Source organism: Oceanobacillus rekensis (assembly GCF_002153375.1).
GTDB lineage: Bacteria > Bacillota > Bacilli > Bacillales > Amphibacillaceae > Oceanobacillus > Oceanobacillus rekensis.
On record NZ_MTBQ01000001.1, the window covers coordinates 387933 to 413342 of the forward strand.

Below are 25410 nucleotides of genomic sequence, written 5' to 3' on the forward strand. Positions count from 1 at the left end.
ACCTACTTATTAATTTAAAGGACGTGATGAAACATTGGGACTTGAACGGAATTGTTGTATATATTCCAGGGATTTACCTGTCCCGATTGCTACACTTTCCAATGGATTTTCTGCCACAAACACAGGGATTTTTGTTTCATCGCTTACAACTTGATCCAAATTTTTCAGCAAGGCACCCCCACCTGATAATACAATACCACGATCCATAATATCCGCTGCTAATTCTGGCGGTGTTTTTTCCAGTGTAGTTTTCACTGCATTAACAATCGCATCTACTGTCTCATCAAGGGAAGTGGAAATTTCATTTGCTGTAATTGTAATAGTTTTCGGTAACCCTGTTAAAAGATCCCGTCCACGAATATCCATTTCTTCGTCGGAATTTGCTTGTCTTGCAGCACCGAGATCCATTTTAACCGACTCTGCGGATCGTTCTCCAATCAACAGACTATAATGTTTTCGAATAAAATTAATGATTGAATCATCCATTTTATCACCAGCTAGGCGGATGGATTCACTTGTTACCACACCACCTAATGAAATAACAGCCACTTCCGTTGTTCCCCCACCAATGTCTACAATCATACTACCTGTCGGTTCCCAAACAGGCAGGCCAGCTCCAATCGCAGCTGCAAAGGGTTCTGCAATCGGAAAAGCATCGCTTGCTCCTGCTTGTTTGGTAGCATCAATCACGGCGCGTTCTTCAACCATCGTAATTCCTGAAGGTACACAAATCATCACATAGGGCTTTTTCGCGAAAAAGGAACGTTTTTTCATGGCTTGTTTCATATAGTATTTCATCATGACAGCTGTGGTTTCATAGTCAGCAATAACACCGTCTTTCATAGGTCGTATAACAGAAATATTTCCGGGGGTGCGTCCGATCATGTTCCTCGCTTCGCTACCTACTGCCTCAATTTCACCTGTTTGCGTATTTTTTGCCACAACAGAAGGTTCACGTACAACTATACCTTTCCCTTTCGTAAAAACAAGTGTGTTGGCAGTCCCTAAATCAATCCCTAAATCTTGTGAAAAGTTAAAAATCCCCAATAATATCTCCCTTTCCATTAAACAATTCGCACTTTATGTAGTTTTACGCTACTCGTTAATTATATAAGTCGCAAACAATCATTAATTATTGCATCTAAACTGAAATATGTAAACTATTCCGCCAAAATTAAAATCAGAATAAGCGCCACTTTCTATTATGAATCGAAAAATGGCGCTAGGCTATCAGTTCTTATATAATTATACGAAAAATCTTCTAAAATAGATAGTAATTTATAAATATCCTTTTTCCTTTAAAGAAACAAACTTTCTGTCACCAATTATTAAATGATCCAACATTTCAATTCCAATCATCTTACCCGATTCAACTAATCTTCTTGTCACATGGATATCTTCCTGGGAAGGTGCAGGGTCACCTGAGGGATGATTATGCGCGACAATAATTGATGCTGCTGATCGTTTCACTGCCTCGCGGTAGACTTCTCTGGGGTGGACGATAGAGGCGTTAAGGCTACCGATAAAAATCGTTTGCCTATGAATAATCTGGTTTTTTGTATTTAGAAACAATACGACAAAGTGTTCCTGGTTTAAATTCCTCATTTCTTCCATGACATAATCCGCACCATCTTCTGGAGACCTAATAACATATTTTTCATTTGGTTTGTATTCATTCATTCGTTTTCCAAGTTCGATTGCTGATAGAATCAACAATCCTTTTGCTGTTCCAATCCCCTTTACAGCAGTCAGTTCCTCAATGGTAGCTTCCCTTAAAAGTTTTAACCCCTCAAAATGCATTAAGATTAGATTTGCAACCGACATAACCGATTCATCTTTAGTACCACTTCCAATTAGAATTGCAAGTATTTCTTGATTGGATAAGTGTGACGGTCCCAGTTTCAATAGTCTTTCACGAGGACGATCCTCCTTAGGTACATCCCTAATCGCAATGGTTGGTATTGTCAATTTTTATTCTCCTTTCACTTTTTGTATTTCTATCATACCCCCTTAACGATAGGTCAACAAATTGCTGAAATGGCGTTATGATGGGTGTTTTAGCATCAACTAATCAATAGTTTCCTAGAGAGAATTGATTTATAAAGCTAATCATTTATAACAAAATTAAAAAACAGGTAATTTTATAATTACCTGTTTTAAAGCCCTATCTATTTGGCTAATTGTTCATAATGATACATCCACTGCAAAAGCTGTAGGTGATTTGCATTATCCACAGAATTACTTATTGATGATAAAAGTGAAGATAATTTTTCTGTCTGATCGGGTTTTGCTGCCAACAGATCACTCCAGATTTCAGTTGAAAAAGTGTTCTGTTCACTTAAGTTCTTTAATGAATCACGCCATTCAGCCTGAAATTGAACTAACCAGTTTTCTTCATCTGCAGTAAGCTCCAAATCACCGTTTATTGTAGCCCATTCCTTTACATACAAGTCAACGGAACCGTTCTTTTTTAATTCATCTGCAAGAAATTTAGCATCTTCTTTTGTATTTGCCACCCCCGCAATAAGAAAATACTGATTATCCCGCTCCCAGGTTATTGTTGGTATACCTTCTGCTGCATAATTATCAGACCACTGCTCAGCATTTTCTTTTTCCGAAAAAATGCCAGCCTGCAAAATATGTGCCTCTAAAGGGTCAAGCTGAACTATAACACCATCTGATGCCGCCTCGTTTTTTTCAGTTACTGTTGACGGGTTATTATTATTTGGTGCTTGTCCAGTAACATCTCCTTCCACATCTACAAATAAGCGCAACATGCCTAATCCGAGAATAGAACCGATTATGATTGCTGATGTAACAGCAATTAAAATCGGTTTTAAGTAATGGAATCTATGTTGCTTCTTATTATGGGTTTTTTTCGGCTTATTTAGACCTGTAATAACAGGAACAGAATCTTCAGCGTCATCGGAGTCGTCCAGCGTAGCCGCTAATTCCTTGTTTGCGGATGATTGATTGGTTCTATCATTCAGTTTATACTTCAGTTGTTTTCCGTTGTCTTCTACCAATACTGCTTTATTTTTGTCCATCATAATCGCCTCCTGTACCCGCTACTATAGATAGACTCTAGCACAGTGGTTTTAAAAAGTAAGACGAATCATGACATACTTTAAAATAATCGTTCTACATTTTTCTCCCTATTCCACAGACTCTTTAACCTATAAAAATAAGACTTTTTTCAAACTTAGATTGTTGTTATCTGCCCCTTAGTCGAGATAAACTGCCGCGAAGTAACTTCTATCTTTGTTAGATTCTATGCACAAAATCATAAAAAGCGACTTAACTACTGGCTGATATCCGAAGACAGATGCTGTTGCTGCCGTCCGGGATCGCTCTGGGCGGATGCGCACCTTAGGGCACGGCCTAAAGTCCCGAAGAGAAATCCACTCTTCAGGTCTTCGGACACGTGCCCCCGCTGAAGTCACCGCCCACCGCTCACCCGGACTGGTGAAGTTTTGGTGCGATTTTTAATTCAATCACTAAGCAGTTAATTGTTTGCAAGCTAAAACCAGATCTGGGATATATACGGAGAAACCTATGCCTTAGGATGCAGTGTATTACCCAGAGTGGTCGCCGAAGTTCCTAAATAATGATAGAAAACAGCCAGTAGTTAGTATGCAGTTTATAGAAACACAAAGTTAAATAGCATCAACTATTTTCGGTGGGACGAGTTATCGCAGTCCCATAGTTTACGAAAGGAGTAAGAAATATTTACGAACATTAGAAATGAAATGTAATGAGCCGGTAATAAAGTAATAACCGGACTGCTTGTCGATCATCTCTTTAACTGCTTGTTCCCAGTCACTATTCATTTGTTTATTTTTGGCTTGAGTCAAACTGAATAATTGTTCTGCACTTGCAGCACGAGGATGGCAAAAGCTTGTTAGAGTGATGGATTCAAATTTATTGTCAAGTTGCTTTAGCATTGCTTTCAGATCTTTATCCTTAAATGCAGCAAATAAGATATGCTTGTCGGAATTAGGAAAATTTTCTTCTACAGTCGATAAAAAAGCAGCTATGCCAGCAGGATTATGTGATCCGTCTAATACGATGACAGGGTCCCTGCTAACAATCTCAAATCTCCCTGCTAATTGTGTACTTGCAATTGCATCTGCTGCTTTCGCAAACGAGATCGATAACCCTGTTTCCGAAAGTTTTTCCAATGCCATGTAGGCAACAGAGGCATTTTTTGCTTGATGCTCACCGAACATTGCAAGCCGTGTTTCTAATTGCCTTTGATTACTCTTCCATGTCAATTGCTGCCATGCACCTCGTTGATAAAAGAAATCCTCTCCTAAACGATACATGGCTGTTTCTTTTTTTGTAACTTCCTTTTTAATCACGGCTAATGCATCTGTTTCAAGTGTTCCAGTAATTACTGGTGCATTTTTTTTAATAATACCGGCTTTCTGATAAGCAATTTCAGCTATCGTATCCCCTAGAAATTTAGTATGGTCTTTTGCTATATTTGTTATAATGGATATAATTGGTTGGAAACAGTTTGTTGTATCTTCTCTACCACCCATACCAGCTTCAATAAGGGTAATATCACCGTATGTTGAAAAATAGAGAAAACCTAAGACTGTAATTATTTCAAATTCAGTTGGGGCAAGATTTTCTTTATCCATCTGTTTAATCTTTGGATAAATGGTATTACATAGATTCAAAAACTCTTCCTTACTTATTTCTCTATCATTCAAATAAATATGACCGGTTAATCCAGATAAACTTGGCGAAGTAAAAATCCCAACCTGATAACCGTTTACCTGTAATGCTTTATTCATATACTCAACGGTAGATCCTTTACCATTCGTACCCGCAATATGAATTGCCTTCATTTTCTTCTGCGGATGATCTAGCAGGGCAAGTAATCGATTGACCCGCTCCAAGCCTGGTTTAATACCGAGTGATTTTCTAGAATCAAAGAAACGTTCAACTTCTTGAAATGTTGTAAACAATGTTTCACCACTTTCTATTTTAATATGAGTTCAAGCCGAACTATTCGAATTTCTACCAAATAAGTATAGCAGAAAGGATATGACTCAGGTGAATATAAAAGGATGGATTATATATAATGGTAACCTTCCAGGAAATAAATTTCTGGACTATGCAAAAATGATAGAGCAGGCCGCCACGGCTAAAGGTTTGGAAACTACAATCTATAAAAACAATGAACTACTCAGTCTATTTTCAGAGGGGCAGCTTGAGATTATCGGTGCACCTAAAAATAATTTACCGGATTTCGTTTTCTTTGCCGATAAAGATATTTATTTAGCGAGACAGCTCGAATTATTGGGTATCCGTGTCTTCAATTCTGCCCAAGCGATTGATATAAGCGATGACAAGATTGCAACGTATCAACATTTGGCCGCTAAACAATTACCGATTCCAAAAACAATTGTAGCACCGAAGATTTTTTATAAGGGAGATATTGACTCCTCTCTCGTGCAACAGATTATCGAAAATCTAAGTTTACCACTGATCATTAAAGAGGCGTATGGATCCTTTGGTGAACAAGTATATTTACTGAAAAATATGGATGAGATATTACATAAGATGAAAGAAATTCAAGGAAAGCCCTATCTTTTTCAACAGTTTATTCCTTCTAGCTTTGGCAGGGACTTACGTCTTCAAGTTGTTGGCAATAAGGTTGTCGCAGCAATGGAAAGAAAAAACAGTGATGATTTCCGTGCTAATGTTACTGCTGGTGGATCAATGAATACATATAGTCCTTCTATAGCTGAGTCAGATCTAGCTATTTCCGCAGTTAAGGCGATACATGCTGATTTTGCGGGAGTGGATTTATTGATTGGACCTGGTGATACAAGACTGGTCTGTGAAGTTAATTCAAATGCTCATATTCGCAACCTGCTTGATTGTACCGGCATTAATGCGGCTGTAAATATCATCGACTATATTATGGAGGTTAGCTCATGATAAATGGGTGGATTATATACAGTAAAGAAGACACCATGCAAAACTCTTCTTATATTAATTGGTTTATTGATGAAGCGAACAAACAATCACTCACTTTAACTTTAATTCTCAGGGAAGAGATGACGATTGGTATTGTAGATAACAAACAATGCATTCAGATAAATAATCAAGTTGCAGAACCACCTGATTTTGCTATAGTGAGAACCATAGAACCCCTCCTGAATTTGCATATGGAGAATATGGGGGTACGGGTATTCAACTCATCCGCAATTTCCGGAATCTGTAATAATAAAGCATTGACACATCATCATATCAATCAGCTCGGAATACCAATGGTCAATACGATTTACGCTAAAAGAGAAACGATCCAGGATGACCCACCACTAGCCTTTCCGTTTATCGCAAAGGAAGTTAGTGGTAGGGGTGGTAAACAAGTTTATTTTATAGAGAACCCGATGGATTGGATGAATTGTAAGATGAGTATTCAAACAGATATCATTATTCAATCTTCCGATGTACAACTTGGCAAAGATCTTCGTGTTTTCGTTGTTGGGAAAGAAATTATTGCAGCTATTCTACGTGAAAGCTCAACAGACTTCAGGGCGAACTACAAACTAGGTGGCTCCGCCAATATTTACCAGCTAAGTGATCAAGAGAAAAAAATGATTGGGAGAATTATCAACTACTTCGACTTTGGCATGGTAGGAATCGACTTTTTAATTGGTCATAATGGAGAACTTTTATTCAATGAGATTGAAGATGTTGTTGGATCAAGAACATTAAGCATAGCCGATGATGTTAATATCTTGGAGAAGTACGTCACATTAATTAAGGATGCATTATAAAAAGATTTGTTCTATTATCACTAAATCTATAAACTGCGAAGTAGGTTATACTTCGGCGACCGCTCTGGGAAATACACTGCGCGCATCCTAAGGCATAGGTGAGCCCCTTTATGCTAACGCATTTCAGTGTCTCACCTATGCCTCTCTTCCCGTAGGAGTCTCCGTGTATTTCCGAGCTGGTTAGAAGTGGCTTGCAATTACTATACTTGCAATAGCTAAAAGCAAATCATGCAACTTCACCAGTCCGGCATTGCTGTGGGTGGTGACTCCTGCGGGAAAAGAACGTGTCCGAAGACCAGAAGAGTGGTTTTGTCTTCGAGGCTTTAGGCCGTGCCCTAAGGTGCGCATCCGCCCAGAGCGATCCCGGACGGCGTTTTAACAATTTCCTATGGCAAGGGTATAAGTAATTCAGTTTATCTCCGGCTACGAACGTTACAAAGCAGTAATTCTTTTCGGTGGAATGAGCAACCGCAGTGCAAACATAAAAAAGCAAATTAAAAACAGCGGAAATCTAAGAAGATTTCCGCTGTTTTTAATTTATTCTTTTAATTCACTAAGGCGTGCTTTCACTTTTGTCTGTTTGTCGAGGTAATCTTGTTCTTTTCGTTTTTCTTCCTCCACAACTGCGTCTGGTGCTTTACTTACAAATCCTTGATTGGAAAGTTTCTTCTGAACACGTTCTACTTCTTTTGTCCATTTCGTCAGTTCCTTCTCAAGACGTGAAATCTCTTTATCAAAATCAATCAACCCTTCAAGGGGAAGAAAAATTTCCGCGCCTGTTACTACAGCTGCCATTGCTTTCTCTGGTATATCCAATTTTTCAGCAATGATTAACTCACTAGGATTACAGAAGCGTTCTAAATACTCGCGGTTGCTTTCAAGCTCATTAACAATCGACTCGTTCTCTGCTTGAATGAGCATGTTAATTTGCTTGGACATCGGTGTATCTACTTCTTGACGGCTATTACGAACCGATTTAATGATAGAAACTAACCGTTTCATTTCTGTAGATGCTGCTTCATCATGGAAGTCAGCCCGAACTTCAGGCCATTTTGCTACCGTAATTGATGTTCCATCGTGAGGTAGCTGTTGCCAGATTTCTTCTGTTATAAACGGCATATATGGATGAAGCATACGCATCGTTTGATCAAGAACATATGCCAGAACAGATTTCGTTGTCTTCTTTTTCGCTTCATCATCACCATACAATGGAAGTTTTGCCATTTCAATATACCAATCACAAAGTTCATCCCAGATGAAATTGTATAGATGACGCCCTGCTTCACCAAATTCATATTTGTTAGTGTTTTTCGTTACATGTTCAATTGTTTCATTCAAGCGAGTTAGGATCCACTTATCAGCAAGAGATAGTTCCCCAGTTAAGTCAATCTCTTCATATGTGAATCCTTCCATGTTCATCAATGAGAAACGGGAAGCATTCCAAACTTTATTGGCAAAGTTCCATGTAGACTCAACCTTTTCCCAATTGAAGCGAAGGTCCTGACCTGGTGTTGAACCGGTTAACAAGAAATAACGAAGAGAATCTGCACCATATTTTTCAACAACATCCATTGGATCAACGCCATTTCCAAGAGATTTACTCATTTTACGTCCTTCTGCATCGCGAATAAGTCCGTGTATCAGTACATCTTTAAATGGTTTTTCACCCGTGAATTCTTTCGATTGGAATATCATACGAGCAACCCAGAAGAAAATGATATCGTATCCTGTTACAAGTACATCTGTCGGGAAGTAACGTTTAAAGTCTTCTGATTCTATATCCGGCCAGCCCATCGTAGAGAAAGGCCATAAGGCAGATGAGAACCACGTATCCAATACATCTTCATCCTGTACCCAATTTTCAATATCTGCTGGTGCTTCCTTGCCTACATATACCTCTTTTGTTTCCTTATGATACCAGGCAGGAATACGGTGTCCCCACCATAATTGACGAGAAATACACCAGTCACGAATATTATCCATCCAATTTAAATACGTCTGTTCAAAGCGAGCTGGAACGAAATTAACTTTATCTTCCCCATGCTGCATCTCTAATGCAGCTTCTGCCAGCGGATCCATTTTCACAAACCATTGCGTGGATAAATACGGTTCAACGACTGCTCCACTACGTTCAGAATGTCCAACCTGATGGACACGATTCTCGATTTTAAATAATACGTCCATATCCTGTAAATCTTTGACAATTTGCTTACGGCATTCAAATCGATCGAGACCATTATATTTCAAAGCATTTTCATTCATGGATCCATCTTCATTCATAACGAGTACACGTTCGAGATTATGTCGGTTACCAACTTCAAAATCATTTGGATCGTGTGCAGGAGTTATTTTAACAGCACCTGATCCAAGCTCTCTATCTACATATTCGTCGGCTACAATTTCTATTTCACGGCCAACAATTGGCAGGATAACTGTTTTACCGACTAGATGTTTATAACGATCATCTTTTGGATGAACAGCAATAGCCGTATCCCCTAGCATTGTTTCCGGACGTGTTGTTGCAATTTCGATTGTTTCGTCGCTGTTTTTGATTGGGTAACGCATGTGATAGAATTTACCCTGCACTTCTTCATAAATAACTTCAATATCAGATAATGCAGTTTTTGTCTTTGGATCCCAGTTAATGATGTATTCGCCACGATAGATAAGCCCTTTTTCATATAACTTAACAAATACCTCTTTAACCGCATCTGAGAGACCGTCATCCAATGTAAATCGCTCTCGAGAATAATCTAGACCAAGACCAACTTTTTCCCACTGGGAACGAATAAAGTCTGCATATTCTTCCTTCCATTCCCATGCAGTTTCAAGGAACTTTTCGCGACCAAGTTCATAACGGCTTGTACCCTGTTCTTTTAGTTTTGCTTCTACTTTTGCTTGTGTAGCAATACCAGCATGGTCCATTCCTGGTAGCCATAGTACATCATAGCCCTGCATACGCTTCATGCGGGAAATAGTATCTTGCATCGTCGTATCCCACGCATGACCTAAATGCAACTTTCCTGTTACATTTGGTGGGGGAATTACAATGGAAAACGGCTCTTTATCCGGATCACCGGTTGCCTCAAAGTACTTTCCCTCCAGCCAAAACTGATAACGTCCTTTTTCTACTTCCTGAGGATTATATTTTGATGAAAGTGATGCCTTTTCTTGATCGCTCATTTGAATGCCTCCTATTTTTACTACACTAAAAAACCCAATTCATCCTAAAATAAAGGACGAATTGGGTAAGATCCGTGGTACCACCTTTGTTTACAAACTTTGAAAACAAAAAAGTCTGTACACTCAAACTTTGATAACGGTCAAATACCGGCTTCTTCTACTTCAATTTCAAAGAAACTGCATCAAGGGCGACCTTCCAAAACAACCTGCCTGGGAAATTTCCAGCTCGTGATTTCCCTCTCTGAAGACGTTAATTTTGTACTCTTCCCTATCATCGCTTTTTAATATAGCGGTAGTTCACTTGTTAATAATAGTATAATTATTATTTTAGCATAAGTGCTGAAATCGTCAACTATTTATAGGGGGATTCAAAAAAGGAGGAAAAAAAGACCTGGTAATTCCCTTCTCCGCATATACTTGTAAGCAGAGGTGAAGAATTCTATTTAACGTATGCTTTTAAAACGTGAGTACAGGCTTGCACCTGGGCCGTTTAGTAGAAATTCCACTACCCACATTCGTGCGAAATTCAAAGCGTCATTTTACCGAATTTCTTGAACATCCTCTTATTATAATCATATTGCACATTTGGGGTTTGTTTATACATACTATATTGAAACGAATTAAGTGTGTGAACATACTTTATAATAAAGGGGGTGTATCACGTGGCCCGTTTTTATCGATACAAGTTGCCACCATGGGCTAGACATTGTCTTATTATTCTAGAAAGGATTACATTGCCAATCATGATTTTTCAACTAATACGGACATTATTTATTCCTACAACATTTGATATTCTATTACTTGGGGTGTTAATTGGATTAGTTGTAGCGTTTTATTTAGAATGGATTTAATAATCAGCATCTTCAAATGAGATTGTTTCATACTCTTCTATAATAAATTTATTCCATTTAATGGCAAAGAGTAACTTTCTAAACTGCTGCTGTATATCTCTTACTTGTAGTTCCATTGATTTTCCTGATGTATTATTCACGTAATTCTGGATTGTAGTAATATATGTGGATGGATGAAGTAAATAAATTGATAGCAACTTCAGCTCCATCCTATTAAGATCATTTTTGTTTTTATATATCTTAAATGCATCTGTTATTAATTCTTGTGGTTGATCATAGTTGCCTGTCAGATGATTGAAGTAATTTGCCAAGTCTACTGCCGGATGATCATATCGAACAGTTTCCCAATTTATGATGTACCTGCCTACTGTATGGTCCGGTGTTAAATTCCCATGACATAAACAGTGATTCCATGTTAAAGTTTCATCAGATGGTTCAAGGAACTCATCAATTATATCATTGTTCATTTTCAATGCATATTCCACATCTCTATACTGTGTGCAAACGAGCAGTTCAAATGGGGACATATACCGATTGCTTTCAAACTGGTGGACGATACGTTTCAATTCTATTGGGGTTTCTTTACAAAACGCTTGATATGTAAGAAAATTATCGTTCAGCGAATCTTTCGAAATACGATGTGATTTCATTGTCGTAACATGTAAACGGCCGAGATTTTGCATCGTATTTTCCATATTATTTTTTAAATTTCCGGTAGAAGGAGTTTCAATCCATGGGGTAAGATAATAGAAAGATTCATCCGTTTCCAGGTATAGTTTTCCCTCTCTCGTTAAATAGACAGGTGCAATTTCAGAAAGATTTTTCTCATTCGCTATCGCATATACATGTTGCCATAAAGCTACATTTTCTTTAGTCAATGCACTCTGTTTCAAGGCATAGGTACGCCTTCCATCTCTAATTCGAAATAATCGATCCGTTATTTTTTCTGACTCTGTTGGGTATACCCGGTAGGATTGCATGATATCCTTTATTATTTTCTGCATTTCACTCACCGCCGATAAAATAATTTACCCCCTGAATAATAGAAACAAGGGGGTAGTTCCTGCTATTTGTTGGCAGGTATATAGAGTAACTGACCTTCCTGAACTTCAAAATCAGCCTCCAACTCATTCTGTTTAATCAACTGCAATGGACTGATTGAAAAACGTTGTGCGATGGTCTCAATTGTATCCTGATCTTGAACAATACAAATCCTCATTTTTGTAAAGCTTTCTTCCTCTTTATCTCTGAATATGTCAGATAAGTATGTGGCATCTTCTACTGTTTGTTGCTCATAATCAGCCACTTCTGATTCGGTTGTTTCTTCCGTTTCCCCGGTTACCTGTGCTGATCCTACTGCATATGAGTTGGAAACCTCATTATTATCCCCTGGTAATTGATTGAAAAATTCAGTAAGGGTTTGTGATTTAATTTTCCACCTATCAGGATCTTCCACTTCGGTGTATGAATCTTCTTTCATCTCATTTGGTTCAATCTGATCTTCCGCTTGTGAACGGCGCTCTTCTTCTACCACGCCTGATTCAACGGGATTCTCCACTTGAGGATGTACTTCTTCAACTTCGCCTAATTCAACAGGGTTTTCCGATTGAGACCGTCGTTCTTCTTCCACCTCGCCTAATTCAACAGTTTCTTCTGTAACAATCGTTTCATCAATAGCTTCAGATTGATTTGTTTCTGTTAGTTCTTCTATAACCTCTCGCTCCGCCACTTCTATATCCTCTTGTCTTTCAACTTCTTCTTTTTGTTTCTTGATCTCAAATTCAAAGGTACTTTCCTCATTATTTACAAATTCTTCCAATACCCCTTCGATAGCTTCTTCTACTTCCTCACGCTGTTTTTCTGCTTCACTATTAATACCGTTGATTTCAACCGTAGCATACAGTTTCAGCTGGCTGGATTCTGGTAATTCATAATCAAATGATTCAATATTTACCGTAATATCATCCAAATTGGCTACACGATAGGGTGGTACAGAAATCTCGACCGGAAAGCGATGCGAAAACGTGGTAAGCCCATTTTCCTCGATTACATTTTCCACATAACGTTTTGCTTGGTAATCATCAAAATCAATCAACTTTTCTTCCTGTACATTTGAAATAACTCTTTCATACTCCCCATGCAATTCAATCATACCCCTGATAGAAATATATTCATCATAAGGCTGGATTGATATTTCAGGGTCTAAAGCTATTCCTTTCATTTCCGCAACTTCCTGTCCCTTTTCAAAAAATAGGGACTCCTGCAGTTCAAAGGTAAATGTCTTGGAATCGCCTGCCAAAAAAACTCCTCCTTTCAACATATATCCATATGCCGATATGTCTTTATAATCTATATGTGCTACCACTTTCGGATATGCATGAAAAAAGCTATTCCATAGTGAGTATCATCTTAGCAAGATGGATATCAATATGGAATAGCTCCTGAATTTACTTCTCTATTTTAGAAAATGCAGTACGGATTGCTTGAATCGTTTTTTCTATATCTTCATCAGAATGTGCTGTTGAAAGGAATAACCCTTCAAATTGTGATGGCGGGAGAAAGACTCCTTCTTCCATCATTCCTCTATAGTATTGGGCAAAATAGTCTAGATTCGATGTTTGGGCGCTTTCAAAGTCAACCACTTCTTTATCTGTAAAAAATACACCAACCATTGATCCAGCACGGTTGATATGCAATGGTATTTGATATTCAGTCGCTGCAGTGCGGAATCCATCAATCAGGTGATCCACTTTTTCATTGATTGCATCATACGATTGCTCAGTTAAAGCTGAAAGTGTTTCATAGCCTGCTGTCATTGCAAGTGGATTCCCGGAAAGTGTTCCAGCCTGATAGATTGGTCCAGCGGGTGCAATTTGCTCCATAATTTCGCGTTTTCCACCATATGCACCGACAGGTAATCCGCCACCGATAACCTTTCCAAGACAAGTTAAATCTGGTGTAACATCAAAATGGCCTTGTGCACAATGATACCCTACACGGAACCCTGTCATTACTTCATCAAAGATTAATAAAGTTCCATTTTCTTCGGTAATTTTTCTTAATTCTTTCAGGAAGCTTTCTTGTGGTGGTACAACACCCATATTTCCACAAACCGGTTCAGCTATAACTGCAGCAATATTGTCACCATAGTTTTCAAAAGCAACTTTTAAACTATCCAAATCATTATATGGAACGGTAATCGTATTACTTGCAACCGATTTCGGTACACCGGGACTATCTGGTAAGCCTAGGGTTGCAACACCGGAACCAGCTTTTATCAATAATGAATCACCATGTCCGTGATAGCTACCTTCGAATTTTAAGATAAGGTCTCTATCAGTGTATCCTCTTGCAAGACGGATTGCACTCATCGTCGCTTCTGTACCTGAGTTAACCATACGAACCATTTCAATTGAAGGTACACGGTTAATAACAAGCCTGGCCAGTTTATTTTCTAGTTGTGTTGGTGCTCCAAAGCTTGTACCTTTGTCTACCGCTGTTTTTAGTTTTTGTACGACACGTTCATCAGAATGGCCTAAAATCAGTGGGCCCCAGCTCAATACATAATCAATATATTCATTACCATCAATATCATAAATTTTTGAACCCTTACCAGACTCCATAAAAACGGGTGACATTCCAACGGATTTAAATGCTCTTACTGGTGAGTTGACCCCACCTGGCATCAAATCCACCGCCTCTTTATATGCATCAATTGAATGATTATAGTTTCTCACGTTTTAGCAACCCCTTATTCGTTTTCTCTTAGCCAATTAGCAACATCTTTTGCAAAGTAGCTAATAATCAAATCTGCCCCTGCACGTTTCATGGAAGTTAGTTTTTCCATTACCAAGGCTTTTTCATCAATCCAACCGTTCCTGGCTGCAGCTTTTACCATGGCATATTCGCCACTTACATTATAGGCAACAATCGGTACATTAAAGTTATCACGTACTTCTCTTACAATATCAAGATAAGACATGGCTGGTTTTATGATAAGAAAATCTGCACCTTCTGAAACATCGGATTCAGCCTCCCTTAGTGCTTCCAGTCGATTGGCTGGATCCATCTGATACGTTTTGCGATTTCCAAATTGTGGTGTACTATCTGCAGCATCGCGGAAAGGACCATAGAATGCAGAAGCGTATTTCACTGCATAAGACATAATTGGGATATGAGAATATCCAGCATCGTCCAATGCCTCACGTATGACCGCAACAAATCCGTCCATCATATTGGATGGTGCAATAATATCTGCACCCGCTTCAGCTTGCGATACAGCCGTCTGAGCAAGAAGTTTTAATGACTCATCATTCTCTACATCATGATCATGAATAACACCACAGTGTCCATGTGACGTATACTCACATAGACATGTATCTGCAACAACAAGTAACTCAGGAAATTCCTTCTTAACCATCCGTGTTGCTTCTTGGATAATTCCGTCATGAGCAAACGCACCTGTTCCAATTTCATCTTTCTCAGAAATGACCCCAAAGAATATAACTGATTTGATTCCAAGTTCATATACTTCTCTTACCTCATCAAGTAAAAGATCGAATGACAATTGATATACCCCGGGCATGGAGGGAACTTCATTTTTTACATTTTCTCCTTCAATGACAAACATCGGATAAATAAAATCTTCGGCTCTTACATGTGTTTCACGTACCATGGACCTTATAGCACTTGATGAACGTAACCGACGATGACGTTTAAAGTTAATTGACTCAGACATGTTTTCGATCCTTTCTGTTTATGTATTCACATATAGATAAAAGCATTGCTTCTGTTGTAAACTCTTCTGGTGTATTAATCGGAGTAAATCCAAGTTCTTTTGCACGTTGTTCTGTTGTGGTACCAATACAGACAACTTTCTTCTCAGGCCTCATTTCCGCCATTTCCACAAACGCCTCTACGGTGGAAGGGCTAGTGAAAGTAATAAAATCAATTTCATCTTCGTATAGAACCTGATTAAGTCTTTCCGTTGCATCATCATTTACAGTTGTTTCATAAACTTCCATTGCATCAAAGGCAAGCCGCTGTTTGGAAAATTCCACTGGGAGAACATCCCTCGAACGATTGCCACGAACCAGAAGGGCTGGTCCTTCCTCACTGAAACCATCTAAAAATTCCTCTGCCATTATCTCCGCATTATAGGTGGAAGGAATAAATGATGCCTGATATCCATATTTTTTTAGCATCATTTCGGTTTTATGACCTACCGTTGCAAACTTATGCTGTTTCAGATTTCTTACATGATATTTTTTAGTCAATTGAAAGAAACAATTGACTCCATTAGCACTCGTGAAAAAGATCCATTTATAGGTCCCAAGTTTAGAAAAAGTCTGTTCATTTTCTTTGGCATCTTTACATGAGATTCGAAGTAACGGAACTTCAACAGGTACACCACCAAGCTCTATCACCTTTTCAGCAAGCTGCTTTGCCTGATTGGCTTCCCTTGTTATAAGAATTTTGCTGCCATGCAATGATTGCAACATTACTTGTCTAGCTCCTCTTTTACCTGATCCACAATTTCCTTGGCACCTTGCTTGATCAATGTGTCTGCAGCTTCTTTTCCAACTGCTTTCGGATCGTTTCCGCGCACTACTTCTTTAATTATGGTTTTCCCATCAGGAGTTCCAACTAGCGCTGTCAGGATAACATCATCCTCTTCAAGATAGGCATATCCGCCAATTGGCACCTGACAGCCACCCTCAAGTAAATTCAGAAATGTTCGTTCTGCTGTCACTGTTTTTGTTGTTAAGTCGTCGTTGATTTTTTTCAAAATATCACTGATTTCTTTGTCATCTTCACGACTCTCAATCGCTAATGCTCCTTGCCCAACCGCTGGAACACATAATTCGGGATCTAAATACTCCGTTATTAATTCCTCACTCAACCCAACGCGTTTCAGGCCAGAAACGGCAAGGATAATTGCATCATAGTCTTCTTCCTGTAATTTACGAATTCGCGTTTCAATATTGCCGCGGATCCATTTTATCTCGACATCTGGACGTTCTGCGAGAATTTGTGCAGCACGACGTAAACTGCTTGTTCCTACAATAGATCCGTTTGGTAAATCAGCAAATTTTACATTATTATTCGAAATAAATGCATCCCGATGATCCTCCCTTACCGGGATGGAAGAAATCATTAGCCCTTTTGGCATTTCGGATGGCATATCTTTCATACTATGTACGGCAAAGTCAATCTCTTTATCATACATAGCCTTCTCAATCTCTTTCACAAAAAGACCTTTACCGCCTACTTTTGATAAGGTTACATCAAGGATTTGATCCCCTTTTGTTATGATTTCCTTTATTTCAAATTTATTCTTAACACCAGCCTCTTTCAACTGGTTAATGACCCATTTAGTTTGGGTTAAAGCTAGATTACTTTTTCTTGAACCTACTACAATCTTACGCATATAGAAACCTCCTAAAAGTGAAAACTCGATAATGAGCTGAATAAAAAGAAATTAATCAGCAAAATTAAAAATGCAGCGATATTGTAAGTTGATAATAATTTACCTCTATACCCGTTCATAATTCGTAAAGCGAGATAAACAGTATACACCAACCATACAACAATGGAACCGATTGTTTTACTGTCCACCCAATAAAACGTGGATGTAGAAACATAAGCCCAGACCACTCCCAGAATAATCGCTATTAGTAATAATGGTACCCCTATGGACACCGCTCTTAAACTATATTTATCCAGCATCTCTAAATCACCGAGACGCCACATCCATTTTAACCCTTTTTTCTTTTTTAAGAAATGATATTGAATCAAATACATGAGAGAAAGCAAAAATGCAATCGTAAAAAAGCCATAGGATATAATTGCAAGGGTAATATGTGTAACTAGAATTTCATGTACAAATTGGATTGCTTGATCTGGAAACCGGTTTGCAGCACTTGCCGTTACATACAGTAACAAGATAAAAAAGCCAAAAACATTAATAAAAAATACAATAAATCGGACCGCAAACAGTTTATTAATAATTAATGAAAATGTAAGGAGCACCCATGAATACAAAAGCAAACTGTCTACTACCGTCGCAATTGGAAAATTCCCTTTTACAAACACCTCAAAAAAGAAAAAAGCTGTTTGGATAACCCAGACCATACTAAGCAACCAGAAAGCAAACCTATTTGCTCTCCGGTTGTTATGAATAAAATCTATAAAGTATCCGACCAAACTAAAACCATATATAAGAAGAGTAAGTTCATAAAGCCACTTCATTTCAATCATCATGTTTTCCTTCTTCGATCATATATTCGTGACTTTTTCAATCATTGGAAAGGAAGAAATATTATCTTTTGCTAAACTTTTCATAGTCATATTTTTTTTTGCCTGTTTTTCAAATTCAGCTTTTACTTCTGCTTCAATACCGAAAATATCAATAAAAAGTTGTAGTGACTCATCTGCATTTGTAGTTCCAGCAAGTTCTTTTGCTTGTGTAACAGGCTCTTTCAGCAATTGATTGATAATACTTTTGGTATGCTTGTTGATTACTTTTTTCTCGCGTGATGTCATATCTGGCATCTTTCTTTCAATACTCTTCATTGTTTCTGCCTGGATAGACAATGCTTTTTGACGTAAAGCAGATATAACTGGAACAACTCCGAGAGTTTTCATCCATTCCTTGAACATGACAATTTCTTTTTCCATCATTAGTTCAATTTGTCCTGCGGCAGCTTTTCTTGATTCCATATTCTCGTCAACGACGTTCTTCAAATTATCGATATCATAAAGAAAAACATTATCCAAATTACTAATCAACGGATCAATATCCCTTGGAACAGCAATATCTACAAGAAAGAGTGGCTTCCCTTTACGTTTCTTTTGAACAGGTTCAAGCATCTCTTTTGTCAGTACGACAGAATCCGAACCGGTTGAACTGATTAGAATGTCTGCTTCCCCGATGATATCCAATAAATTGTCCATGCTTTCTCCAGTTGCGCCAAATTTCTGTGCCAGCTCTTCCGCCTTTTTCATTGTACGGTTCATAACTGTAATTTTAGTGGCACCAGACCCTTGAAGGTTCTTGGCTGCAAGTTCTCCCATTTTCCCTGCGCCTAGGATTGCAACATGTTTATTTTGAAGATCCCCAAAAATTTTCTTTGCCAATTCAACCGCAGCATAGCTAATAGAAACTGCATGTTCACCAATGGTAGTCTCGTTATGGGCACGTTTTCCGAACGTTATTGCCTGCTTAAATAATTCATTAAATATCGTGCCTGTCGTTTTCATTTCCTGTGAAGTCAGAAATGCCTGTTTTACCTGGCCTAGTATTTGTGTTTCACCCAGTACCATTGAGTCCAAACCTGTAGACACACGAAATAGGTGTTCCATCGCTCCATCGTCTTCCGTAATTCGTAAATAAGAGGAAAATTCCTCTTTATCAATATCAAACCAATCTGCTAAAAATTGCTTTATATAATGACGTCCTGTGTGTAGCTGATCAACTACAGCATAGACTTCTGTACGATTACACGTGGAAACAATCACATTTTCCAGAATACTCTTCTGGTTTTTAAGTTCCTTCATCGCTTCATGAAGCGAGTCTTCTGTAAATGTGAGTTTCTCCCTAACTTCTACAGGGGCTGTTTTATAATTAAAGCCAACTTTTAAAATATGCACGTTTCTACCCCCAAAATGATTTTACGGATATGTTTCATATATAAATAAATATCTAGTTACTAGTATAACACGTATTCCGTGACACTTTTTCATAAAATGTGAACAGAATCTGAATCAATATGTTAGTATGAAATGTATTAGTTTATGTTCAAAAAGGAGGATAAAAAAGACCGAGCTCGGCTAAATTCGCAAACGCCGACACTAGCCCGTCCTGGGCGTCAAAGTTCGAGGCAGCGAAGCTCCCGGCAACGGAACGTATGTTATTGATACATGAGTAGCGGGCTTGCACAGGAAGTGCTGACTTCTACGTTGCCCATAGGACATGGGCGGTCTTAGTAGAAGATCAACTATCGCATTCGCGAGAAATTCGACGTGTCATTTTTACCGGTTTTTTTGAACAACCTCTATAAATAATAAGAATAAGCTCGAATGTACTTTATCATACTGTTACCTAAGTTATCAAGAAATCAACTCATAATAAGGAGGGAATTTCATAAGGTGAAAAAAACAAATTCATTACTTGCCTATTTACTAATTGGAATTGGTATCTATTTTGTCCTTAGGGAGTTAAAAATACCCATTCTCACAAATTTTTATTCCTGGCAGACATTATTAATTATTATCGGACTTGCACTACTCATACATAGCTATACATCCAAATCATATCAGAATTTATTCGCTGGTACCATTGTACTTGGTTTAGGTATTCATTTGCACGGTGTACAGCACTATACGTTTTGGATTGATCATTGGGGAGTTATTTTACTGATCATCGGAATTGCTTTCATTGTACGGGCAACAAAAACGAAGAAGGGTGTATTACCAGGACTACTTTTCATTATAGTTGCTGTTCTCTTGATTTTTTCTATCAATCTACCAGTATATTTTGACTGGGTTTACACTGTTATTGATTTATTCGAGCGATTCTGGCCGATTGTTATTATCATTATTGGTTTTTACCTGTTGAAAAAGAAATAAACAATTCGTACAGCAAAGATTTCTTGTTCAATCCATAAAATCTATAAGTTACAACTTAAGATGAGTAACTACGGCGACTGCTCTGGGAAATACACTCCGTTTTCCACGGGCTTAGGACGCATTATATTTATAACTTCGGGGATTTCAAAGCAATAAATATTAACTAAAGATTCTAAAGATAAAGCTCGTTGTCCAGGAATATTTCTGGATAACGAGCTTTTTATTGTTAGTCTTTTAAAAACTTGGTAATCACTGACCATGATTCCTCTTTACCCTCTCCAGTTTCGGTGGAAAAAGGAATCACAATGTCATCAGGCCGCACTTGAAATGTTTGCTTTGTTCGTTTTATATGTTGGGCTCTCTTACTCTTAGGGATTTTATCTAATTTTGTCCCAATGATAATTACTTGAAGTCCATGATACTTCAGAAATTCATACATCCCTAAATCATCTTTTGTTGGTTCATGGCGAAGATCCGTAATAAGAAGGACAGCTTTTAATTTTTCCCTTGTCTGGAAGTATTCCTCCATCATTGGTCCCCATTTTTCTTTTTCCGATTTGGAAACCTTAGCATAGCCATATCCAGGAACATCAACAAAATAAAACACATCGTTTATTCGATAAAAGTTTAATGTTTGTGTCTTACCTGGTTTAGATGAAGTACGTGCCAAGTTTTTCCGGTTAATCAGTTTATTAATAAACGATGATTTCCCTACATTGGAACGGCCTGCCAGTGCTATTTCGGGCAGCATATCACCCGGATATTGTTTTTGACTTACCGCACTGATTACGATTTCAGCCTTTGTTACTTTCATTTTTCTCCCCCACTAATGCATGCTCAAGAACTTGATCAAGATGTTTTACAGTTATAAATGTCAGTTCATTTCGCACACTTTCTGGTATATTTTCGATATCTTTTTCATTTTCTTCTGGAATAATTAATGTGGTCAATCCAGCTCGATGTGCACTTAATGATTTTTCCTTTAACCCACCAATTGGCAAGACTCGTCCCCGAAGTGTAATTTCTCCAGTCATACCAACTTCTTTTTTAATTGCTCTTCCAGTTAATGAAGATACAAGCGCGGTTGCAATCGTAATACCTGCTGATGGACCATCTTTTGGTGTCGCTCCAGCCGGTACATGTATATGGATATCATATTTTTCATGGAAATCAGAATCAATCCGAAATTCTTTCGTTCGAGAACGGACATAACTGAATGCTGCCTGGGCAGATTCTTGCATCACATCTCCTAGTTGACCGGTCAATGTCAATTTACCTTTACCAGGATAATGACTAACTTCAATAGAAAGGATATCCCCGCCCGCAGAAGTATATGCCAATCCTGTAGCTGCACCTATTTGGTCTTCCAATTCCATTAGACCATAGCTATATACAGGTTTGCCAAGCAATTCTTCAATACTTTTTTCTGTTACAATTACTTTATCCTTTTCTTTGGAAATAATGATTTTAGCAGCTTTTCGGCATAATTTAGCTAATTGTCTCTCAAGATTACGAACTCCAGCTTCTCTTGTATAGGTTCGAATCAGTTTCTGTAAAGCACTTTCTCGTATTTGCAGTGTACCTTTTGATAACCCATTTTCTTTTAATTGTTTTGGGAAAAGGTGTTGCTTAGCAATATGAAGTTTCTCTACCTCTGTATAACCTGGAATCGAAATAAGCTCCATACGATCCAATAATGGGCCTGGAATATTGTTTACATTGTTGGCAGTTGCAATGAAAAGCACATTTGATAAATCATAGTTTTCTTCAATAAAATGATCACTGAATGTACCATTTTGTTCTGGGTCTAAAACTTCTAACATCGCTGAAGATGGATCACCACGGAAATCATTGGACATTTTATCAATTTCATCAAGAAGAAAGACAGGATTAACCGTACTGGCTTTTTTCATCCCTTGGATAATCCTTCCTGGCATGGCACCAATATATGTTCTGCGATGTCCTCTAATTTCAGCTTCATCCCTCACACCACCAAGTGAAATCCTTACGAAATTGCGATCGATGGAACGAGAAATTGATTTAGCCAATGATGTTTTCCCCACACCTGGAGGGCCTACAAGACAAAGAATTGGGCCTTTAATTGTGTTTGTCAGTTTCTGGACAGCAAGATATTCCAATATTCGCTCTTTCACTTTCTCCAGACCATAATGATCTTCATTCAATATTTTTTCTGCACGGTTAATTTGTATCGTGTCCTGAGTCTTTTTCGTCCATGGTAACGCAATTAACCAATCGAGATAATTTCGGATGACAGAGCTTTCTGCCGATGATTGTGGAACCTTTTCATATCTGCCAAGTTCTTTAAGAGCAACCTCCCTGATATGTTCCGGCATATCTGATTCCTCAATTTTCTGTCGCAGCTGCTCCACTTCACTGGATCTGCCATCCCGTTCGCCAAGTTCTTTCTGAATCGCTTTTAATTGTTCTCTGAGATAATATTCTTTCTGTGTCTTTTCCATTGAAGTTTTTACACGCTGGCCAATTTTCTTTTCTAAATCTAAAACTTTCTTTTCGTTGGAGATTGTTTTAATCAGAAGTTTAATTCTGTCTGAAACATTTACTAATGCCAAAATCTCTTGCTTATCTTTTACTTTAAGCGTTAAATGAGAAGAAATGATATCGGCCAACCGACTTGGTTCATCAATATCTTCTACCGTTTCATATGTTTCCTCAGTAATTTTCCTGGATAATTTTATGTACTGTTTAAATTGACCAAGTAAAGAACGCATTAAAGCTACTTCTTCATGTTGTTCACCATGGATATCATCCAACTCTTTTATTTCTACCATGAATTCATTATCTGAATCAAGAAAACGTTGAATCTCTCCACGGTGTAAACCTTCAACAAGAACTCTGATTGTGCCATTCGGCAATTTTAACATTTGTTTCACTGAAGCCACTGTTCCAATAGTATATATTTCCTTTGGTTCTGGATCATCAAGACTCACCTTTTTCTGAGCAGCCAAAAATATCTTTTGGTCATCCATCATCGCTTTTTCAAGTGCTGCAATGGATTTATCTCTGCCAACATCCAAATGAAGAACCATTGAAGGAAAAACTAGTAACCCACGCAAAGGAAGGAGGGGAATCTGTATTGCTTCGTTACTCATATTTTGTACCTCCAATTAGTATGTAATCTAAATAAATGGTATCGTTGCTTGATCTTCTATTGTGTTTCAAAAAGGAGGTTATGAACATCCTCTTATATGTATCATTTAAGTTTAATAAATAAACACATTTTTGTAAAACCATATATTTCCAAATTACATCTATTTTTCTCCGTTAGTATTTCCATTCCCTAGTTAAATAAACATTAGAAAAACTCACATTCGCTTGTCCTTAAACGAATGTGTTAGTTTTTCACTGTGAAATTTTGTTCTATTGAGGTACACCCACCTGAAATTTTGTCTTTTCCTAACGTAAAAAAAAAGACTGGCCAAGGACAATTCTTAATAATAGAAGAAGTTGTCCTAGTCAGTCTCAAACTTTAATTACGCACTTTCTTTAGGAAGTGTGTCGTTTCCTCTTTTTACCGTTCCATCATGGAAAATCAGTTTAGGACTACCATCTTCCTCAGTAACTGTTTCTTTTGTAACTACACATTTTTTCACGTCTTCTCTAGAAGGTAACTCAAACATGACTTCTGTTATGATGCCTTCAATAATAGAACGCAATCCTCGTGCACCTGTTTTTCGTTCAATTGCTTTTTTGGCAATTTCAACTAATGCCTCGTCCTCAAACTCAAGTTCAACATTATCCATTTCGAATAATTTTTCATATTGTTTGACAAGCGCATTTTTTGGTTTCGTTAAAATTTGTATCAGTGCGTCTTCATCTAATGGAGTTAGACTTCCAATTACAGGAATACGTCCAATAAATTCAGGAATTAAACCATAACGCAAGAGATCCTCTGGCAATACTTTAGAAAGTAATTGACCCATATCCAAATCTTCCTGCTTCTCGTTTGAACCAAAACCGATCACTTTTTTACCGAGACGACGCTTAATCACTTGATCAATTCCGTCAAAAGCACCACCAACGATAAATAGGATATTTGTTGTATCAATTTGAATAAATTCCTGGTGTGGATGCTTACGGCCACCCTGTGGTGGAACACTTGCAACAGTACCTTCTAGAATTTTCAGTAACGCTTGCTGTACACCTTCACCAGAAACATCACGGGTAATGGATGGATTTTCCGATTTACGTGCAACCTTATCAATTTCATCGATGTAAATAATCCCTTTTTCAGCTTTTTCTACATCATAATCTGCAGACTGGATCAACTTCAGAAGAATATTTTCAACATCTTCCCCAACATATCCAGCTTCCGTTAATGATGTTGCATCTGCCATTGCAAAAGGTACATTAATAATACGTGCCAATGTTTGAGCCAGTAGCGTTTTCCCACTACCTGTTGGACCAATCATAGCAATGTTACTTTTTGATATTTCAACGTCATCCGAACTCTTTGGTGAATTAACACGTTTGTAATGATTATAAACAGCTACAGACATATTTTTCTTAGCTTTATCCTGGCCAATCACATAATCGTCAAGAATGTCACAGATTTCTTTAGGTTTTGGAATTTCATTCATTTCCATGCCTTCTTCTGTTCCCAGTTCTTCTTCAACAATTTCTGTGCAAAGATCAATACATTCATCACATATATAAACGCCAGGACCGGCAACTAATTTACGTACTTGTTCTTGACTCTTTCCACAAAACGAACATTTCAATTGTCCTTTTTCTTCATTAAACTTAAACATAACATCCCACCCCTAAACGTGCTTGATTAGTATCAACTTCAACTTTATAGTCATCATATCAGATACAAATTAAAAAACAAAACAATATACCTTAACCCAGTCTAATCATGTTCTTTTCGTTATTGAAAATAATTGTTGTTTCCATTATGAATATTT

General features: G+C 37.8%; 20 protein-coding genes and 1 other annotated feature. Of the genes, 4 read left to right on the forward strand and 16 right to left on the reverse strand.

What is annotated here, in order from left to right:
- Positions 1–9 precede the first annotated feature (9 nt).
- The 4 genes from BV906_RS02065 to BV906_RS02080 all read right to left on the reverse strand — a co-directional run bounded on the left by BV906_RS02065 (position 10) and on the right by BV906_RS02080 (position 4976).
- The gene (locus BV906_RS02065; RefSeq protein WP_087971807.1) at positions 10–1047 is read right to left on the reverse strand and encodes a rod shape-determining protein; all 1038 of its coding nucleotides are present in this window, start codon (positions 1045–1047) and stop codon (positions 10–12) included.
- Positions 1048–1278: 231 nt separating this feature from the next.
- Positions 1279–1968, reverse strand: coding sequence for a RadC family protein (radC, locus tag BV906_RS02070; protein ID WP_087971808.1), 690 nt, complete (start codon positions 1966–1968; stop codon positions 1279–1281).
- A gap of 200 nt (positions 1969–2168) precedes the next feature.
- On the reverse strand, positions 2169–3047 hold the full coding sequence (locus BV906_RS02075; protein WP_176330243.1) for an SPOR domain-containing protein: 879 nt from the start codon (positions 3045–3047) through the stop codon (positions 2169–2171).
- Positions 3048–3707: 660 nt separating this feature from the next.
- Complete coding sequence (locus BV906_RS02080) at positions 3708–4976, reverse strand: bifunctional folylpolyglutamate synthase/dihydrofolate synthase (protein WP_087971810.1); 1269 nt, start codon at positions 4974–4976, stop codon at positions 3708–3710.
- A gap of 79 nt (positions 4977–5055) precedes the next feature.
- Between BV906_RS02080 and BV906_RS02085 the strand changes: the two genes are divergently transcribed.
- The gene (locus BV906_RS02085; protein ID WP_342744328.1) at positions 5056–5955 is read left to right on the forward strand and encodes an ATP-grasp domain-containing protein; all 900 of its coding nucleotides are present in this window, start codon (positions 5056–5058) and stop codon (positions 5953–5955) included.
- Positions 5952–6800 (forward strand): ATP-grasp domain-containing protein, encoded by an 849-nt coding sequence (locus BV906_RS02090; protein WP_087971812.1) that lies wholly within the window; start codon positions 5952–5954, stop codon positions 6798–6800. Before BV906_RS02085 ends, BV906_RS02090 begins: the two co-directional genes overlap by 4 nt.
- A gap of 537 nt (positions 6801–7337) precedes the next feature.
- Here the strand turns inward: BV906_RS02090 and BV906_RS02095 are convergent.
- Positions 7338–9983 carry a valine--tRNA ligase gene (locus tag BV906_RS02095; RefSeq protein WP_087971813.1) on the reverse strand — a complete coding sequence of 882 codons (2646 nt, stop codon included), beginning with the start codon at positions 9981–9983 and terminating at the stop codon, positions 7338–7340.
- A gap of 49 nt (positions 9984–10032) precedes the next feature.
- Positions 10033–10267 (reverse strand) — a binding site (T-box leader).
- Positions 10268–10645: 378 nt separating this feature from the next.
- On the opposite strand from BV906_RS02095, the gene BV906_RS02100 reads away from it, so the two are divergent.
- A complete protein-coding gene (locus BV906_RS02100) occupies positions 10646–10834 on the forward strand; it encodes a hypothetical protein (RefSeq protein WP_087971814.1) in 189 nt (62 codons plus the stop codon).
- Here the strand turns inward: BV906_RS02100 and ysxE are convergent.
- From ysxE to hemA, 8 genes are all read right to left on the reverse strand, one after another.
- On the reverse strand, positions 10831–11838 hold the full coding sequence (gene ysxE / locus BV906_RS02105) for a spore coat protein YsxE (protein WP_087971815.1): 1008 nt from the start codon (positions 11836–11838) through the stop codon (positions 10831–10833). The two genes, BV906_RS02100 and ysxE, sit on opposite strands and share 4 nt — an antisense overlap.
- A 62-nt stretch (positions 11839–11900) precedes the next feature.
- Entirely contained in the window at positions 11901–13133 is a 1233-nt protein-coding gene (spoVID, locus tag BV906_RS02110; protein WP_087971816.1) for a stage VI sporulation protein D, read from the reverse strand.
- A gap of 148 nt (positions 13134–13281) precedes the next feature.
- Entirely contained in the window at positions 13282–14571 is a 1290-nt protein-coding gene (gene hemL / locus BV906_RS02115) for a glutamate-1-semialdehyde 2,1-aminomutase (protein WP_087971817.1), read from the reverse strand.
- 14 nt (positions 14572–14585) lie between these two features.
- Positions 14586–15572: a porphobilinogen synthase gene (gene hemB, locus BV906_RS02120; protein WP_087971818.1), complete on the reverse strand. Its 987-nt coding sequence runs from the start codon at positions 15570–15572 to the stop codon at positions 14586–14588.
- Positions 15565–16335 carry a uroporphyrinogen-III synthase gene (locus BV906_RS02125; RefSeq protein WP_087971819.1) on the reverse strand — a complete coding sequence of 257 codons (771 nt, stop codon included), beginning with the start codon at positions 16333–16335 and terminating at the stop codon, positions 15565–15567. The genes hemB and BV906_RS02125 overlap by 8 nt, the downstream gene beginning before the upstream one ends.
- Positions 16335–17264 (reverse strand): hydroxymethylbilane synthase, encoded by a 930-nt coding sequence (gene hemC, locus BV906_RS02130; RefSeq protein WP_087971820.1) that lies wholly within the window; start codon positions 17262–17264, stop codon positions 16335–16337. Before hemC ends, BV906_RS02125 begins: the two co-directional genes overlap by 1 nt.
- Before the next feature lie 11 nt (positions 17265–17275).
- Positions 17276–18094, reverse strand: a complete 819-nt coding sequence (locus BV906_RS02135; protein WP_087971821.1) for a cytochrome C assembly family protein — start codon at positions 18092–18094, stop codon at positions 17276–17278.
- Between the two features lie 18 nt (positions 18095–18112).
- Entirely contained in the window at positions 18113–19486 is a 1374-nt protein-coding gene (hemA, locus tag BV906_RS02140) for a glutamyl-tRNA reductase (protein ID WP_087971822.1), read from the reverse strand.
- A 498-nt stretch (positions 19487–19984) separates the two neighbouring features.
- Between hemA and BV906_RS02145 the strand changes: the two genes are divergently transcribed.
- On the forward strand, positions 19985–20464 hold the full coding sequence (locus BV906_RS02145; protein WP_087971823.1) for a LiaI-LiaF-like domain-containing protein: 480 nt from the start codon (positions 19985–19987) through the stop codon (positions 20462–20464).
- 226 nt (positions 20465–20690) lie between these two features.
- Here the strand turns inward: BV906_RS02145 and yihA are convergent, their stop codons facing one another.
- The 3 genes from yihA to clpX all read right to left on the reverse strand — a co-directional run bounded on the left by yihA (position 20691) and on the right by clpX (position 25254).
- Positions 20691–21278: a ribosome biogenesis GTP-binding protein YihA/YsxC gene (gene yihA / locus BV906_RS02150; RefSeq protein ID WP_087971824.1), complete on the reverse strand. Its 588-nt coding sequence runs from the start codon at positions 21276–21278 to the stop codon at positions 20691–20693.
- Positions 21259–23595, reverse strand: a complete 2337-nt coding sequence (gene lon / locus BV906_RS02155) for an endopeptidase La (RefSeq protein WP_087971825.1) — start codon at positions 23593–23595, stop codon at positions 21259–21261. The genes yihA and lon overlap by 20 nt, the downstream gene beginning before the upstream one ends.
- 381 nt (positions 23596–23976) lie before the next feature.
- Positions 23977–25254, reverse strand: a complete 1278-nt coding sequence (clpX, locus tag BV906_RS02160) for an ATP-dependent protease ATP-binding subunit ClpX (RefSeq protein ID WP_087971826.1) — start codon at positions 25252–25254, stop codon at positions 23977–23979.
- Positions 25255–25410: the final 156 nt, after the last annotated feature.

What these genes read in the sequence shown, in the direction of transcription:
- hemB (WP_087971818.1), bottom strand. Translation starts at nt 15,572, where the DNA reads ATGTCTGAGTCAATTAACTTTAAACGTCATCGTCGGTTACGTTCATCA.
- hemC (WP_087971820.1), bottom strand. Translation starts at nt 17,264, where the DNA reads ATGCGTAAGATTGTAGTAGGTTCAAGAAAAAGTAATCTAGCTTTAACC.
- BV906_RS02095 (WP_087971813.1), bottom strand. Translation starts at nt 9,983, where the DNA reads ATGAGCGATCAAGAAAAGGCATCACTTTCATCAAAATATAATCCTCAG.
- clpX (WP_087971826.1), bottom strand. Translation starts at nt 25,254, where the DNA reads ATGTTTAAGTTTAATGAAGAAAAAGGACAATTGAAATGTTCGTTTTGT.
- ysxE (WP_087971815.1), bottom strand. Translation starts at nt 11,838, where the DNA reads ATGCAGAAAATAATAAAGGATATCATGCAATCCTACCGGGTATACCCA.
- BV906_RS02075 (WP_176330243.1), bottom strand. Translation starts at nt 3,047, where the DNA reads ATGGACAAAAATAAAGCAGTATTGGTAGAAGACAACGGAAAACAACTG.
- BV906_RS02125 (WP_087971819.1), bottom strand. Translation starts at nt 16,335, where the DNA reads ATGTTGCAATCATTGCATGGCAGCAAAATTCTTATAACAAGGGAAGCC.
- lon (WP_087971825.1), bottom strand. Translation starts at nt 23,595, where the DNA reads ATGAGTAACGAAGCAATACAGATTCCCCTCCTTCCTTTGCGTGGGTTA.
- BV906_RS02135 (WP_087971821.1), bottom strand. Translation starts at nt 18,094, where the DNA reads ATGATTGAAATGAAGTGGCTTTATGAACTTACTCTTCTTATATATGGT.
- BV906_RS02085 (WP_342744328.1), top strand. Translation starts at nt 5,056, where the DNA reads ATGACTCAGGTGAATATAAAAGGATGGATTATATATAATGGTAACCTT.
- BV906_RS02090 (WP_087971812.1), top strand. Translation starts at nt 5,952, where the DNA reads ATGATAAATGGGTGGATTATATACAGTAAAGAAGACACCATGCAAAAC.
- yihA (WP_087971824.1), bottom strand. Translation starts at nt 21,278, where the DNA reads ATGAAAGTAACAAAGGCTGAAATCGTAATCAGTGCGGTAAGTCAAAAA.